General features: G+C 63.6%; 11 protein-coding genes. 10 read left to right on the top strand and 1 reads right to left on the bottom strand.

The genetic code is table 11. The features are described 5' to 3' along the window. Nucleotides 1–36 precede the first annotated feature (36 nt). The 10 genes from D6682_01470 to D6682_01425 all read left to right on the top strand — a co-directional run bounded on the left by D6682_01470 (nt 37) and on the right by D6682_01425 (nt 15,003). Complete coding sequence (locus D6682_01470) at nt 37–1,563, top strand: hypothetical protein (GenBank protein RMH52672.1); 1,527 nt, start codon at nt 37–39, stop codon at nt 1,561–1,563. 2 nt (nt 1,564–1,565) lie between these two features. After that, nucleotides 1,566–2,663 carry a hypothetical protein gene (locus D6682_01465; protein ID RMH52671.1) on the top strand — a complete coding sequence of 366 codons (1,098 nt, stop codon included), beginning with the start codon at nt 1,566–1,568 and terminating at the stop codon, nt 2,661–2,663. A 76-nt stretch (nt 2,664–2,739) separates the two neighbouring features. After that, nucleotides 2,740–3,582, top strand: a complete 843-nt coding sequence (locus D6682_01460; GenBank protein ID RMH52670.1) for a hypothetical protein — start codon at nt 2,740–2,742, stop codon at nt 3,580–3,582. Between the two features lie 4 nt (nt 3,583–3,586). Continuing rightward, on the top strand, nt 3,587–6,292 hold the full coding sequence (locus D6682_01455) for a hypothetical protein (GenBank protein RMH52669.1): 2,706 nt from the start codon (nt 3,587–3,589) through the stop codon (nt 6,290–6,292). A 209-nt stretch (nt 6,293–6,501) separates the two neighbouring features. Continuing rightward, complete coding sequence (locus D6682_01450; protein RMH52668.1) at nt 6,502–7,821, top strand: hypothetical protein; 1,320 nt, start codon at nt 6,502–6,504, stop codon at nt 7,819–7,821. 52 nt (nt 7,822–7,873) lie between these two features. Then, the gene (locus D6682_01445) at nt 7,874–9,106 is read left to right on the top strand and encodes a PqiA/YebS family transporter subunit (GenBank protein RMH52667.1); all 1,233 of its coding nucleotides are present in this window, start codon (nt 7,874–7,876) and stop codon (nt 9,104–9,106) included. Next, the gene (locus D6682_01440; protein ID RMH52666.1) at nt 9,103–10,764 is read left to right on the top strand and encodes an MCE family protein; all 1,662 of its coding nucleotides are present in this window, start codon (nt 9,103–9,105) and stop codon (nt 10,762–10,764) included. The genes D6682_01445 and D6682_01440 overlap by 4 nt, the downstream gene beginning before the upstream one ends. Before the next feature lie 5 nt (nt 10,765–10,769). Continuing rightward, nucleotides 10,770–11,354, top strand: coding sequence for a membrane integrity-associated transporter subunit PqiC (locus D6682_01435; protein RMH52665.1), 585 nt, complete (start codon nt 10,770–10,772; stop codon nt 11,352–11,354). After that, nucleotides 11,351–12,166 carry an outer membrane lipoprotein-sorting protein gene (locus D6682_01430; protein RMH52664.1) on the top strand — a complete coding sequence of 272 codons (816 nt, stop codon included), beginning with the start codon at nt 11,351–11,353 and terminating at the stop codon, nt 12,164–12,166. Before D6682_01435 ends, D6682_01430 begins: the two co-directional genes overlap by 4 nt. Further along, a complete protein-coding gene (locus tag D6682_01425; GenBank protein RMH52663.1) occupies nt 12,022–15,003 on the top strand; it encodes a hypothetical protein in 2,982 nt (993 codons plus the stop codon). Before D6682_01430 ends, D6682_01425 begins: the two co-directional genes overlap by 145 nt. Here D6682_01425 and D6682_01420 read toward each other — a convergent pair. Beyond that, nucleotides 14,955–16,025, bottom strand: a 1,071-nt coding sequence (locus D6682_01420) for a hypothetical protein (GenBank protein ID RMH52662.1), incomplete at its 5' end; no start/stop codon positions are given. The genes D6682_01425 and D6682_01420 overlap by 49 nt on opposite strands.

The raw sequence follows: 16,025 nt of genomic DNA, 5'->3' as shown, positions 1-16,025 counted from the left end.
GAGCAGTCGAGGGGCCTGCGTCTCTATCCGCTGGTTGTGGCGGCGATTACGTTTCTGCTCGCGCTCTGTACCGTATGGGTGCTGCGGCACGGATATGTCAACGACCTGGCGTTGGATCGTTGGTCGAAGGTGCTGCAGGTCTTCGGTGCGCAGGCCTTCCGCATCGAGCACTTCAGTTTTCTTTATCCCCACTTCCCGGTTTATGTGGCCTCCCTCTTGTATCCGGTTCCCGGGTTGCGGCAGGGGGCGGTGCCGTATGTGGTGTCGGTGTTGGTTGCCGGTGTTCTGATCCTGGTATGGATGCGCACCATGATCCGACGTGGTGTCGGTTTGGGCAGGAGCGTGTTGCTGCTGTTGTCGATCATCGTCAATCCCATCTTTTTGTGGGCGGTGACGTCGGGAAACAACCTGACGATGATCATGCTGATCTTTTACTTCATTTTCCTGTCGTTCATGAAGATCGTCGAGGCACACTATCTGCGGGCTTACCTGGTACTCGCCGTCGCGCTCGGCTTCTACTTCTTCGTCGACGGCCTCGCCTTTTTTCTCTTCATCGCCCTGCTACCGATGATGGCCTTCGCCGCACCGGACAGGATCTATGAAGACTCCCCGAGCAGCTTCTACCTGGTCCTGGGCTTTCCCTTCGTGTTGTTCTCGCTTGCGTGGGCCTACCTGAACTGGCTGTTTCACGGTGATCCGTGGGCGTTCATCCGTCTGCCGGAGTCGGCCTACCTCGGTGGCCGGATGCTGGTCGAGCACTTCCCCTGGCTCAAACAGTACGGGGGGAGCCTGTTCGCCCCCATGGTGGTGGTGTTGGTCGCCGTTCTGATCAGTCATCCCGTCATCCTCTTCTTTCTGTGGGAGAACCGGGAGAAGGGGCGCAGGCTGTGGGCGTCGTTCATCATGTTTCTCCATCCCGTGGTCGCGGCAGCCTTTGCCACCTGCAACTACTATCTGGCCAATCCGCTGGAGATTATGGTGTTGACCAGCGCCAGCATCATGGCGGAGATCACCATCATGGCGGAGATCACGCGACGCCATTTCCTCTGGCTCTGCCTGCTGTTGCTGCTCGATATCCCAGGAAGCTGGTGGGTGTTTCAACACTTTGGCAATGATGACAGCCGCTGGTGGAGCGCGGCGATGGTGGGCTCGACCACGGCGGAGTCGGTGCGTTTCCGGGGGGATTTGATGTTGGGACGATTCCTGGCACAAAGCCCTTATCCCACCATGATGGATGAGAAGTCGGCCGGCAATGTCATCGTCGCCAAGGGAAGCGGGCACAATCTGATCCTGTCGTTCACCGATCGGTTCAAGATTGCGATGCGCCATTCCGTCCCCGACGTGCCGCAGCTGGCCGTGCCCGATCCCGAGACGTTCCGTGGCAGAAAAGACATGCTCAATCAGCATTTCTTCGAGATCTATCGTAAGGGGTTGCCGGGATATCATCTGGTCTACGATCAGGGTGGCTGGAGTGTCTACCGACGGGACGGTATCGAGGATCGCGCTCTTCGATTGCCGTCGAGCAAAACGTCCATGGACGGGCGTTCTGCACTTCGATCGTGACTGTGCGGCTTGGCTGGATCGGTGCGGTTGTCGTGTTGTCCGCACTCGTTTCGTTGCTGCTGGTGCGGATCGGCGCGGATCGGCGCGGGCATGTCACCCCTCCAGCCCCTTCACAGCAAGCCGTCCAGTGGCGTGGGGCCAACGTGCTCCAGAGTACCAGGGTTTCCTGGGAAGATCCCGCCGCACTGGAGTCGTTGAAGATCCTCAAGGGCATGGGGGCCGATACGGTGATTCTGGTCCCCTTTTTGCGCCAGGATTCCCCCGGCCATTCACGGTTACGGATCGATGAAGGGGTCACCGATGTACAACTGCGGGCGGCGCTGGAGAAGGCGGCGGCCCTGGGGTTTCGTGTGATGATCAAGCCGCAAGTGCTGGTAGACCATGGATGGGCCGGTGCCATCCTGCCGGGAGGCGGCCAGGGCTGGCCGGAGTGGTTTGCCGGTTATGAGAAGCTGTTGCTGCACTACGCCGATCTGGCGCAGTCCTACCATGTCGATGCCCTGATCATCGGTACCGAGCTGGCACGCAGCGGGGACAGGCCGGAGTGGGGGCCACTGATCAGGGCGGTCCGCCAACATTTTCGAGGTCGGTTGAGCTATGCCGCCCACAATGTGGACGGTGTTGAGCGGTTTCGGTTCTGGTCGCAACTGGATGCCATCTCCGTGACCCTCTATCCCCCCCTTCACGATACGGTTTCCGGCATGGTTCGGGACATCTCGCGTGTGCTGCAGCGGCTCCATCGACAGGCGGCCAGGTGGGAGAAGCCGGTGTGGGTGGTGGAATACGGGATTCCCTCGGCCAGCGGTGCGGCTTCCAGGCCATGGGATTGGCAGCGGTTGCGGGAGGATGGGTCGATCCGCGTGGATGGCAAGGTACAGGTCGATGCGTTTGCCGCGTGGGAGGTGTCGTTGCGGGCAGAGAGATGGATCGCCGGTTATGCATTCTGGAACTGGATGACCGACCCGGATGCAGGAGGCCCTCTGGACAAGGATTACACGATTCAGCACAAGCCTGCCCAGACGCTGCTCGCCTGCTTGTGGGACCACTGTGTGTCGCAGGAGGGGGGCGTCATGGCTTCGCCGTATGCGACGAGTTTGTAAGTCGAAAGCGCCGGGCCCCATTCCCCCCCGGGGTCCCGGAGAAACGATGGGGATAGCGGTAGGTCAGGAGTCGGCCATGGGAGTGATCATGGGGAGTGTTGTAAAACGGATGGCGCTCGGGTGGCTGTCCGCTCTTTTGACGATCTTCCCTGCGACGGCCGGGTCGTGGATGTTGTCGCAAGGGGAGGTGCAATATGGAGGCGGCATCACCTATTACACCGACGACTCCTACTGGGATCAGCATTCGCATCTCATTTCCGGCACCTGTACTTCGCACAACCTCTATCTCTTCCAAGGCTTGCAGTACGGCTACTCCTACTACCACACCCTGTTCGTGGAGACCACTTTTGCGCTACAGCGGTGTGGTGCGGTACATACCACTGGTCTGGGTGACGTCCGGTTGGGGATACGGGGTCGATTGGATGTGGAGCGCAATGGACGGACATGGGAGTTGGCGGCGATCGTTCCCACGGGCTACTCCCGCACGGCGCCCCGAAGGATCGGGAATGGGCGTCTGGGTGTTGAGGGTGGCCTCTTTTTTTCCGGTCAGGAGAAGGGGTTTGAGGAGAAGAAACGTGCGTTCGTCAAGGCGGGGCTGAAGGCGCGCTACTGGTTCGGTCCTCCGGCCAGTCAGCTGCTGGGCTATCTTGGAGGGGTTTGGCGTGTCGGTTCGGGACAGAGCCTGGAGGGGCGGATCAACGGGGACTTCTCCCTGCGCGATGGACGGCCCGAGCCGATCTCCCTGACCAATCAAACGCAGCTTTCCGACCACGACCGGGTCTATCTTGAGGGGAAATACAACCATGTGATCATGCCGGCCTGGACGGCTACGTTTTCCATCGGGCGCGATGTATGGGGGAGAAACTCGGGAAGAGGAACCTTTGCCGCCCTGTTTCTGAGCCACACTTGGAGGCCGTAGCGGGATGAGCAGGATGGTATGTTGGTTGGTGCTGTTGGCCTCTGTTTGGGCTGTTACGCCGTTGCTGGCAGAAGAATCGCTGCCGGATCGCGTTGATCAGCACTCCACCATGGTCCGGGTGGTGCGTGATGGCAAGATGCGTGATGGGCCATCGATGCAGAGCGCGGTGATCTGGTGGGTCGCCCGCAACGATCGGGTCACCCTGCTGGCGCGACGGGGCGCGTGGAGCAAGGTGCGCACCAAGCATGGCCGTATCGGCTGGGTGGGAAGCAAGCTGCTGGACTTCGGCGTATCGGAACCTGCGGCCGGGAAGGTGTCTGTGGTTCGCCAGGCTCCCATCTACGATGGTTATACCGTGGTTGCCCGCCGCACCGCCAACATGCGGGCGGCTCCTGCTTCCGATGCTCCCGTGATCTGGTGGGTCGCCCGCAACGATCGGGTCACCCTGCTGGCACGACAGGGTGCGTGGAGCAGGGTGCGCACCAAATATGGACGGGTCGGATGGGTGGGGAGCAAGCTGCTGGATGTCGCTGCGTCGACACGATCTGCGCAGGCGTTACCAGCGGTGGAGCGGCCCACGGCGAAGAAGCCCACGCCTAAAAGCCCGGTGGGCGCGCAACCCTACACTGCCGTTGTCCGTCGCACGGCCAACATGCGGGCCGCCCCCTCCCCCGATGCCCCGGTGATCTGGTGGGTCGCGGTCCGGGATCGGGTCGAGGTGTTTCGACAGCAAGGAGGGTGGGCCGAGGTCCGAACGAAATCGGGACGGGTGGGCTGGGTCTATCTTCCCGTCCTGCAACGGGTTGATCACGGTGGGGCCGAGCCCTCTTCCGCGGCTTCAGTGCGACAGCAGGGGCGGGTCAGGAAACGGGGTGCGCAGGAGGATGATGACCGCAAGGCGGAGCGGCGGAAGGAGCGTGATCTGCCACGGCCCGCCGCGACGGCTGCGCCGCCTCCCCATATTGCCGTCATCGAACTCGGAATGGATCGCACCGATGCCCGGGTGCTGTTTCGCAAGGATCCCTTCGATGAATCATCGTTCCCGGCCAGGGTCAAGATCAACCACACCAGGATTGCCGTGCCGGCCACCGTGGCGGTGTTGGGCAGCTCCACCCGCCGTTTCCGCAAGAAGTCGCTTCTCATCAAGTTTTCCAAGCCGTTGCCCCAGCTTCACAATAGCAGGCGCCTTTCGCTGCATGCGATGGCCTCCGATGGCAGCATGATGCGAGAATATCTCGCCTGGACGCTGATGCGTCGCATGGGGATGATGGTGCCGCAGGTGGAGTATGTCCGTCTCAAGATCAATGGCAGGGAACAGGGGCTGTTTTTGGCGATCGGCTGGATCGGGCCGGGTATGCTCGCCTCCTACCATTACCAGGCGCAAGCGATGTATCATCCGCGTGACGAGATGTTTTGCGGTGACCTCAAAGCAAAGAGTAAGAAAAAAAGAGCGCGTTGCTGGAAGACGATTTTCAACAAACAGGGTACGGGTATCACGCCGCTGCACCGCTTCGCCTCGGAGTTGGCTGCGGTCGAACCGGGAGATGTCGCATCGTGGATGGAGGCGCATGTTGATGTCGATTCCGTGATCGACTGGCTGGCGATCAACACCCTGCTGAGCAACGGGGACACCTACAACAAGAACTACTTCCTGTTGCTGGGCGCAGATCGTAAGTGGCATGTGATTCCCTGGGACTACGATCTGAGCTTCGGTCGCAGTTGGGATCCGTATCGCAAATATCCACACAACATCTACAACGGGAACATCCAGTATTTCTACGAACCTGATTCGGGTGCGCCCAATCCACTCAAGGATCGGTTGCTGGCCGACCGGAAGCTGCGCGCCCGATTCATCGCCCGTATGCGCGTCTTGCTCGGAGAAGATGGTGGAGATGAACGGGTGGCGGCCGATGCGCTCTTCACGCCCCACTCCATGGCTCGCTGGATCCATACCGTACGCGACACCATCGCGCCGGTGGTGCGGCGCGATCCTTTTCTGACAGAAAAGGAGCTGCGGGAGTTTTTCATGCAGGTGGAGGCGTTGCAGCACTTTGTGGAGGAGCGCACGTACTATTTGCGCCATCTGCTATTTGCCGGTCGAAAGTGGAAGCCGGGCGTTTCCAAGGATGTGGTGAGATCGGGAACCGCATCGGCAGAGGGGAAGCAACCCAACGCGCCATCGTCGGCGGACAATGGGGGAGGCGCTGGGGTCAAGCCAGTGGCGCGCAGTCCACTCCCGTCACGGTTGCGTGGTGTCATCGACCGGATATGGCCCGACAACACGGTGGTGCTCGGCGATCCGGATTACCGCTACTGGGTGGCCAAACTCAGGCCCGACCATCTCCGGTTGGCCGGGAATGGTGTTCGAGCGATCGACCTGCATGTCGATGTTGCGGGGAACCACCCTCCCGAGATCGTTCCTGATGGCCGCTCCGCACGGCAGTGCATTCGCCGTACCTGGTTGTTGTACAGCAGGACGCCGGGGGTGAAAGATCGATGGCGGCTCTCCCTGGACTACTTCGAAGAGAATGCCAGACGCAATGAGCTGGGGCGGGAGGTGGTCGAGTCACGGCTGAAGTTGTGGGTATTCGATGGCGTGGCCTGGTCGAGGCTTCCTACGAATGTCAACACCCTGAGCAACCGGCTTACCGTCGATGGTCTCTCCTGGCACTCTGGACAACTGCTTCACTTTGCGGCGTGTTCTGATTGATGACGACTTCGCGGCCATGGGCGGCCGCGCAAATCCGGAGGTTGCGTATGCAACCGACGTATTTATAAGGGGATCGAAGACCGCGCCCTTCGATCCCCATCAAGCAACAGGTCCACGGACGGACGTTTTGCGATTCCATCCGGATCGACGGTCTTGCAGGTGGCCCCCGCACCGTTCATGCAGGATGCGGGGCATGATCGTCTGATCCGATGATCCGGCGGATGATGAGGTGGTTTGGCACGCCGCTGCCGGGCGTGGATACGCGAGAGCACCTTGGCCTGATCGCCCACCTCTCCCTGCGTCTTTTTCTGATCTTTGCAGCCTACTATCTGATGAAACCGGTACGGGAGGCGCTCGTGCTCAGCGAACGGGGAGCCGAGCTGCGCAGTTACGGGCTGAGCATCCAGGCGGTCGTGATCATGGTGCTGTTTCCGCTCTATGTGATGCTCTCCAACAAGATGGTCCATGAGCGGCTCTATCGCGCGGTCACCCTCTTTTTCTGCGTATCGCTGCTGGGGTTCATCGTCGCCATCGACGCCGGTCTGCATGTCGGGCTTTCCTTTTTTGTGTGGAGTGGCATCTTTTCCGCGGTGCAAGTGGTGCAGTTCTGGAGCCTTGCCACCGACTTCGCCACCAGGCGCAACTGCCAGTTTGTGGTGCCGTGGATCGCGGTGGGGGGGTGTCTCGGCGCCCTGGTGGGCGCGATGCTGGCCCGGATGTTGGAGTCGAGCTATGCCGAATCGCCGGAGCTGATCCTCGGTTTGTCACTAGGATTGTTGCTGATCAGTCTGATCGGCACCTCTTCCCGCCCCGCATCGAGGGAGGAGGTTGTCGCCGACCCATCCGTGACGGTGGCAGGAGCATTGCTCTTCAGGTTGAGGCGGCTGGCCCGTGCGCGCTATATCCGCCTGGTGTTTCTCTTCGTGCTCCTGCTGAACATGCTCAACACCATCGGCGAGTACTACCTGGCCCATCTCGTGCTGCAGCGGTGGCATGGTGATCGCGAGGCGATCGGGATGTTTTATGCGGATTATTTCCTGGTGATCAACATCATGACCCTGTTGATGCAACTGCTGATCGTCCCATGGTTTTGTCGTCACCATGGACTTGGCGTCGGATTGTTGCTCGTGATCGTGGTGAACTTGATGATGTTCGGTGTCGGGTTGATGTTCCCGACGCTCCTGTCGCTCTTCACGCTGGCCAAGTGCATCGAGAATGGAGTGGGCTATTCGTTCGGCAACACTGTCAGGCAGCTGTTGTTTGCACCGCTGGGGCAGCACAGTCGCTACCACGGAATGATGCTGGTCAACGGGCTCTCCTGGAGAATCGGCGACGCCCTGCAGGGCGTGGTCGTCTTTGCGGTGGTCGAGTGGATGGGGTTGCCCAAAAAGGCTCTGTTGTTCGTGGGGCTGCTCCTGACTATGGTTTGGTTGGTGGTGGTCATGCAGATCCGGCCGATGCTGGATAAGAAGGCGAAGAGTAGCGATGGATCGCCCTCCTCCGCTCGGCAAGGGGCGGGTATTGGATGATCGGAGCGCAAACGGTCCTCGGAGAGAGGGCTTTTTGCGATCCCGTCAAACGATGCCCCTGATCGCCTGCTACGAATGCGATCTGCTTCATCGCGCCATCCCCCTCGACCAGGGCGGGCGTGCATACTGCCGTCGTTGCGGGGCGAGGCTCTACCAGCAGGTCCCCGGCGCGTTGCAGCGCACGGTCGCCTTCTATCTTGCGGCGCTGATCTGCTTCTTTTTCGCCAACTTTTATCCTTTTCTTTCGCTCAAGATCGGCGCGCGCATGGAGACGGTTCATCTGATCGATGCCGCGCGGGCGCTCTCCGATGCGGGGATGACGCTGCTCGGGCTGCTGGTGTTGCTGACCAGCCTGCTGATTCCGTTGATCATGATGGTCGGCCATCTCTACCTGCTGCTGCCGCGCCTGTTGTGGCGGGTGCGCCCGCCGGCCTGCGGCTGGGTGTTCCGCAACCTGCGCCGGCTGGCGCCGTGGAGCATGGTCAGCATCTTCATGCTCGGCACCCTGATCTCGGTGGTCAAGCTGCTCGATCTGGCCGAGGTGATCCCCGGCATCGGCGCGGGCGCCTTCGTGGTGATGATGGTGCTGGTGGCGGCGGCGGAGGCGTCGTTCGATCCCCATCTGATCTGGCCGCGTGATGCCAGTCCGCCCGCACCCCGGCCCTACGCCTCCGCGCTGGCAAACGGGCTGGTCTCCTGCCACTACTGCGCGCTGCTGGTCGAGGCGTCACGACTCGACGCCCACGGCCGAGGCACCTGCCCGCGCTGCGGCGGCGGGCTGCATCTGCGCAAGCCCGACACCATCCACCGCACCTGGGCGCTGCTCGCCGCCGCGGCGCTGCTGCTGCTGCCGGCCAACCTCTATCCGGTGATGACCGTGATCCGGCTCGGGCAGGGGGAGCCCTCCACCATCCTCGGCGGCGTGATGCACCTCGCCGCCGCCGGCATGTGGGGGCTGGCCTTGATCGTCCTGTTCGCTTCGGTGGTGGTGCCGGGCCTGAAGTTGATCGCCTTCTCGTGGATCCTGCGCACCATCCACAAGCGCTCGCCCCGGCGGCCGGTGGACCGCACCCGGCTCTACCGGCTGGCCGAGGCGGTCGGCGCCTGGTCGATGGTCGACGTCTTCGTCGTCGCGTTGCTCACCGCCCTGGTGCAGATGGGGCGGTTGGCCACCATCGAGCCCAACCTGGGCGCCCTCTTCTTCGCGGCGGTGGTGGTGCTCACCATGCTCGCCGCGGAAAGCTTTGATCCACGGCTGATCTGGGATAATCTGCCCGACCCATGAGCGATGCAGACCGCCATCCCGCCCCCGAGGTGAAGCCGCGCCGCTCCCTCTCCCTGGTCTGGCTGGTTCCGCTGGTCACGCTGATCATCGGCGGCTGGCTGATCTTCAAAAGCGTGCACGACAAGGGTCCGGTGATCACCATCACCTTCAAGACGGCGGAGGGGATCGAGCCGGGCAAGACCCGCATCAAGTTCAAGGATGTCGAGGTGGGCAAGGTGACCGCCGTGCGCTTCTCCGAGGATTACCGCAGCGTGACGCTGACCGCGCAGATGGAGAAGGAGAGCGGGGTATTGCTCAAGCGTTCCACCCGCTTCTGGGTGGTCAAGCCGCGGCTGTCGTTGCGTGGCGTCTCCGGCCTGAGCACCCTGGTCTCCGGCGCCTACATCGCGCTCGATCCCGGCGAGGGGCGGTTCCAGACCCATTTCCAGGGGCTGGAGAAGCCGCCGCTGGTCAAGGGGGACACCCCCGGGGTCCGGGTCGAGCTGGTGGCGCAGAAGCTGGGTTCGCTCGATGCCGGCTCGCCCATCTACTACCGCGGACTGAGGGCCGGTGAGGTGCTGGGCTACGAGCTGGGCAACGACAACAAGAGCATCTTCATCCACGCCTTCGTCCACAAGCCGTTCGATGCGCTGGTCCACAGCAACAGCAAGTTCTGGAACGTCAGCGGCATCGATGTGTCGATGGGGGCCGACGGCTTCAAGGTGCACAGCGAATCGATGCTGTCGCTGCTTTACGGCGGCATCGCCTTCGAGACGCCGCAGGCCGGCAAAAAAAGCAACGAGAAGATCGACGGCGTGCTCTTCACCCTCTATGAGAACCACGAGAAGGTGGTCGAGCATGGGTTCACCCGCAAGATGAAGTTCGTCGCCTTCTTCGACAGTTCGGTGCGCGGTCTGGCGCCGGGCGCGCCGGTGGAGTTCAAGGGGATCAAGGTGGGGCAGGTGACCGATCTGCGGCTGGAGTTCAACATGAAGGACGCCACCTTCCGCATCCCGGTGCTGCTGGAGATCGAGCCCGAGCGGGTGGTTCCGATCGGCGGCACCAGAAACGCCTCACCCTACCAGACCTTCCGCAAGCTGGTCGAAAAGGGGCTGCGCGCGCAGCTGGAGACCGGCAACCTGCTCACCGGCAAGCTCTTCGTCGCGCTGGACATGCATCCCGGCACGCCGGTCCGGCTGGTTGGTGCGATCAAGGAGATTCCGGAGATGCCGACCATCCCCGGCGGATTCGCCCAGCTCACCGCCTCGGCCAAGAAGATCCTGGACAAGCTGGAGAAGGTGGAGACCGACAAGATCGGTGCCGAGTTGCTCTCCATCCTCCAGGGGATCAACGGCGTGGTCAAGCGGCCGGAGGTGCAGCAGACGGTGACCGATCTGCGCGCCTCCATCGCCTCGCTGCGCTCGATCCTTGCCAAGGTCGACCGCCATACCGAGCCGATCGCCGGCAATCTCGACGAGCTGCTCGCCTCCGGCCACGCCGTATTGGCCAAGGCGCGGCATACCCTCGACCTGATCAATGCCATGGCCCGGCCCGATGCGCCGCTGCAGTACAAGCTCATCCGGCTGAGCGACGACCTCTCCGAGGCGGCGCGCGCACTGCGCGGCTTCCTCGATCTGCTCGAGCGCCACCCCAACTCGATCCTCTTCGGCAAGGAGTAGATCCGATGCGCTGGTTGCCTTTGATCCTGCTGTTGCTGCTCTCGGCCTGCGGCAGCACCCCGACCCACTACTTTGTGCTCACCCCGGATGCCACCCATCCGGCTGCCGGGGCGATGCCCGGGCTGTCGCTGGAGATCAACATGTTGCGTCTGCCGAAATACCTCGACCGGCCGCAGATCGTCAGCCACAGCAGCAACAACGAGCTGGTGTTGGCCGAACACGCCCAATGGGGCGGCAAGCTGCGCGACAACATGATGCGACTGTTGGCGAGGAATCTGGGCGATGCGCTTGGCACCACGCAGATCGCCATCGCCCCTTATCGTCCGAGCGAGCCGGCGATGGTGCGGGTGATGGTCGAGGTGCTGCGTTTCGAGCGAATGGCCGACGGCGTCGTCCAGCTCGACGCTCAGTGGCGGCTGATCGATGGCCGCAGCGGCCGCACGCTGGTGGCGCGCATCTCCCGGCTGCATGGGGCGGGCAAGGTTGACGGTTGGGAGGAGACCACCCGGTCGATGAGCAGGGTATTCGGCCGGTTTTCCCGGGAGATCGCCCGGGAGATCCGTCGCCGGTTCCACGCGCCGTCCGGGTGAGGGGCGCGCCGGTCGGCGGCCGCCTCCTTTGGCGGTCGCTCGGGCTCGCCCTGCTGCTGGCTCCCGTGTCGGCCGCGGCGGTCGACGGCGCCGGGATCGTGCGTGACAGCCTCGCGCGCAACCCCGGCTACCCCTTCGAGTATGTCGTCCAGTCGATGGTGCTGATCGATCGTGACGGCCACCGCGATGTCCGTCGCCTGCGCCGCTACACCCGGGTGGAGCGGGACGGAACCATCCGGATCCTGCTCAGATTCACCGACCCGGAGGCGATCCGCGGCACCGCCCTGCTGGCCCGCGTGGCCCCCAACGGTGCGGTCCACAGCACCATCTACCTGCCCGCGCTGGGCGGGCCGATGGTCGCCTACCGCTCCTCCGATCGCGACGGTCGCTTTCTGGGCAGCGATTTCGCCGTGGCCGACCTGCTGCCGGAGCAGATGGCCGACTACCGCTACCGGCGGCTGAAGGATCGGGTGGAGGGGGACGATCGCTGGTTCGTCGTCGAGGCGCGGCCGCGCACGCCGGCGGTGGCGCAGCTTACCGGCTACAGCCGGCGGCTGCTCTTCGTCCGTCAGGACAACCGGGTGATCGACCGGGTCGACTACTTTCGCGAAGGACGGCTGATCAAGCGGCTGCGGCGGCACGATCTGCGCCATGTGGCGTTGCAGGGGTGGGTGAGCGACATGGTGGTGATGGAGTCGTTTCCGGAGCGCCATCGCTCGATCCTGAAGACCGACAGCCGCATCTTCGGCCGCGATTTCGTGCCGCCCTCGCTGTTCGATCCGGCGGCGATCAGCGGGCACGGGCCACGCTAGTGCCGTCGGATCGGGCGGAGCCAGGCAACCCGCTGCTCGCCCCGCTGCGCCACCAGCGGGTGACGCTGCTGTTGCTGCTGTCGATCACCCTGCTGCTGGCTCCCGGGGTGTTGCGGCTGCAGGTCGACAGCAGCTTCTCCAGCCTGGTCTCCGATGACGATCCCGACTGGAATGCCTACCGGCAGGTGGTGCGCGAGTTCGGCAGCGACAGCCGTACGCTGGTCTATGTGCGCGATCCGCGGCTGTTCAGCCAGGAGAAGCTGGCCCGGTTGAAGCGGCTGCACGACGCGCTGCTGACCACCCGGGGCGTGCGCGGCATCGATGATCTCTTCACCGTGCGCACCATCCATGGCCAGCCGGGCGCGATCACCTCCGGCCGGTTGATTCCGCAGTTGCCCGAGAAGCCCTCGGAGATCGCCCGTATCCGCGCCCGGGCGTTGGCCAATCCGCTGCTGGTGGGCAACATCATCTCGCGCGACGGCTACGCCACGGCACTGGTGCTGACCCTGGACGATCGGCCGGGTGCGCCGAGCGAACGGGCGATCAGCGCGGCGATCGACCGGGTGCTGGCCTCGGGGCGGCACGATTTCCAGCGGCTCTTCCAGATCGGGGGGGCGCGCATCGGCGCCGAGCTGCGTCGGCTGCTGGTCGAGGATATGCGTTGGCTGGCGCCGTTCTCCGCGCTGGTGCTGGTGGTGGTGGTACTGTCGATGTTCGGCAGCCTCACCGCCGCACTGGTGCCGCTGATCTCCGCGGGTCTGGGGCTGATCTGGACCCTGGGCATCATGGGGTGGTGCGGCCTGCCGCTCAACATCCTCTGCGCCATGCTGCCGTCGCTGGTCATCGTCATCGGCTCCACCGAGGACAACCACATGGTGGCCGGCTATCTGCGGCTGCTGCGGCCGGAGGGGACGCGGCCGAGGCTTGCGGCGGCACAGGCCATGGTGGGTGAGCTCGGCGTACCGATGCTGTTGACCATCGCCACCACCCTGGCCGGCTTCGCCAGCAACATCTTCACCGGCATGCCCCTGATCCGTGACTTCGCCGTCGCCGCCACCCTGGCCATCGCCTGCAACGGTATTGTCACCATGCTGTTGATCCCGATCCTGCTGGCCCGTTTCGGGCCGGCGCGCAGCCGGTGGGCGGAGGCGCTTGCACCCGATCCGGGGCGGCCCCGCAGGCGCACGGTGCCGGGGCTGCTGGTGGCGCTGTTCCGCCACGCCAATACGCACCACCCCAGAGCGGTGCTGGCCGGTACCGCCCTGCTCTCCGCCCTCTTCTTGTGGCAGGCGATGCGGCTGGAGGTGACCAACAACCCGATCTCCTACTTCCGTCAGGACAACCCGGTCGTCGTCGAGAGTGCGATCCTGCATCGCGATCTGGCCGGCATCGGCATCTTCTATGTCGAGTTGATCAGCGATCAACCCATGGCCTTCCAGCAGCCGGCGATGATCCGCAAGCTGGCCGAGATCCAGCGCTTCATCGCCCGACAGCAGGCCTTCGACCGCAGCAGCTCGCTGGCCGACTACCTGGCGCTGGTCCATCAGGCCTTCCACGGTGGAGATCCCCGCTTCCACGAGGTGCCGGCGACCCGGGAGCAGGTGGCGCAGTACCTGCTCTTTCTCCATCGCAACACCCTGCGCCCATTGGTCAGCCACGACTACCGTCGGGCGGTGATCACCGTCCGCCACAACATCAGCGATTCCGCCACGCTCAACCGCCTGGTGGAGGAGTTGCGCCGGGCGGCCGCCGATATCGCCGGGCCGTCCATTACCGTGCGGGTGCTGGGCGAAGGGATCATGATCAACGGCAACGCCGAGCGGTTGATCCGCGACCAGGTCACGTCGCTGTCGGTGCTGCTGCTGGTGGTGTTTCTGCTGATGTCGCTGATGTTCACCTCGATCAAGGGCGGGCTGATCTCCTTGATTCCCAATTTGATCCCGATCATCATCATGTTCGGCGTCATGGGGCTGGTGGAGATTCCGCTCAACCCCGGCACGGCGATGGTGGCGGTGATCGTCATGGGCATCGCCATCGACAACACCATCCATCTGCTGACCCGCTACAACGACCTCAGCCGCAACGCCCCCAGCTTCACCGATGCCGTGCAGCAGACCGTCGAGGAGGAGGCGGCGCCGATGGCCACCACTACACTGGCGCTGGCGCTCGGATTCGCCGTGTTGATGCGGTCGCAGTTCGCCATCATCGCCCAGTTTGGCGCACTGGCCGCGGCGACGATCATGATCGCGCTCTTCACCAACCTGCTGGTGACGCCGCTGGTGATGGCGCGGACACGGCTGGTCAGCCTGCATCGCATGCTGGAGACCTTCTGGCAGCAGCGCTTGCTCGAGGAGAGTCCGCTCTTCGCCGGGATGAGCACCTACCAGATCTGCAAGGCGATCCTGATCACCGAGTCACGGGAGCTGAAGAAGGGGGAGCTGCTGATCGAGCAGGGCACCATCGAACGCTGTATGTATGTGGTGCTGTGCGGTACGTTGGAGGTGGTGCGCAACGACGCCGGTCGCGAGATCAAGCTGGCCGATCTGGGGCGTGGCGATCTGGTCGGCGAGATCGGCTTCGTCCGTGAGACGCTGCGCACCGCGACGGTGCGGGCGACCAGCGATGTCACCGTGCTGCGCTTCGACTACGAGCGGCTGCGCCGCGACCTGCGCCACTTCCCGGGGGTGGTCTCACGCCTCAACTTCAACATCAGTGCCATCCTGGGCGCGCGGCTGGCCGATGTGCTCGAGAGCCTGTCGGCGAAGAGGCTGTCGGCAAAACAGGACGATCAGTCGGATCCCGGGTCCGGGTCGTTGTCTCCCGTCGCCTTGCGGTAGGCGGCCACCGGGTCGCCGACGATCTCGTAGACGTGGCAGTAGTCGTCGTGGTAGCGCTGCTTCATGAAGCGGTTGTGGTCGGCATACCAGCGGAAGGCGGCGTGGCCGTCGTCGGTGAAGATGTAGCGGGCGCCGAAGTCGTGCACGATGTCGTAGGCTGGATGGCGGTGTTCCTTGCCGCGGGCGATGCGACGCCACTTTCTGTACAGCTCGGGATCCTTCAGCCGCATGTAGTCGGGGTCGAGGCCGACGATGTAGCTGTTGTGCGGGTCGTGAAACAGCAGTTTGGGGAAGTCGTCCCAGTCGACATTGAACACCCGGGACCCTTCGGGCGTGTGGTCGATCAGCCAGCGGGCGCACTGTTTGTAGGCGTCGCCGGGATTGGCGTACTTCATGGTTTCGTAGATACGTCCCCAGGCGTGCCAGCCGCTGATTGTGACCAGCAGCAGGGCGACGGCCGCCGGCCGGTGGAGCCGGTGCCGACGCCGGTAGCCGGGGATGGCGCAGCGCTCCAGCCATCCGCGGGCGGCAAAGGCGAGGAAGAGGATGGCGCTTGGGGCCAGAAATTCGATAAAGCGGCGGGATTTGAAGGTCAGCACCAGCCACATGGTGGCGGTGAGGAACCAGAAGAGCCGCGCGCGATCCAGCCGCCATTCGCTCCGGTCGGTGCACAGCAGACCGGTGATGTAGGCGAGCAAGGGAAGGAAGGCGTGTTTGAGGTAGTAGTCGGCGTCGGCGGAGTACCACTCCTTGCCGACACTGGTGTGGAAGTGGACGGTGAGGATCTTCATCCGGATGGCGTTCCATAGGAAGCCGATGTTGTCGGGAAACCACGGATTGACGATCAGGCCGAGGGCGATGCCCAGACCGGTGGCGATGAGCGGGCGCGGATCGATCCTGCCCAGCGCCACCCGGTCGCAGACCACGGCGAATAGGGCCAGCGGCACCAGGATGGGGAAGACCTTGTAGCTCCAGGTGAAGAGCAGCGCGACCACCCCTTGGGCGATGAAGCGCCGGCCGAT

It is taken from the genome of Zetaproteobacteria bacterium (assembly GCA_003696765.1).
GTDB lineage: Bacteria > Pseudomonadota > Zetaproteobacteria > Mariprofundales > J009 > RFFX01.
Note: the sequence above shows the minus strand (reverse complement) of the source record. Positions and strands in the feature narration are given on the sequence as shown.

Bases quoted from the DNA above. Each gene is read 5' to 3' on its own strand.
- D6682_01440 (RMH52666.1), top strand. From the start codon at position 9,103: ATGAGCGATGCAGACCGCCATCCCGCCCCCGAGGTGAAGCCGCGCCGC.
- D6682_01435 (RMH52665.1), top strand. From the start codon at position 10,770: ATGCGCTGGTTGCCTTTGATCCTGCTGTTGCTGCTCTCGGCCTGCGGC.
- D6682_01445 (RMH52667.1), top strand. From the start codon at position 7,874: ATGCCCCTGATCGCCTGCTACGAATGCGATCTGCTTCATCGCGCCATC.
- D6682_01450 (RMH52668.1), top strand. From the start codon at position 6,502: ATGATCCGGCGGATGATGAGGTGGTTTGGCACGCCGCTGCCGGGCGTG.
- D6682_01460 (RMH52670.1), top strand. From the start codon at position 2,740: ATGGGAGTGATCATGGGGAGTGTTGTAAAACGGATGGCGCTCGGGTGG.
- D6682_01455 (RMH52669.1), top strand. From the start codon at position 3,587: ATGAGCAGGATGGTATGTTGGTTGGTGCTGTTGGCCTCTGTTTGGGCT.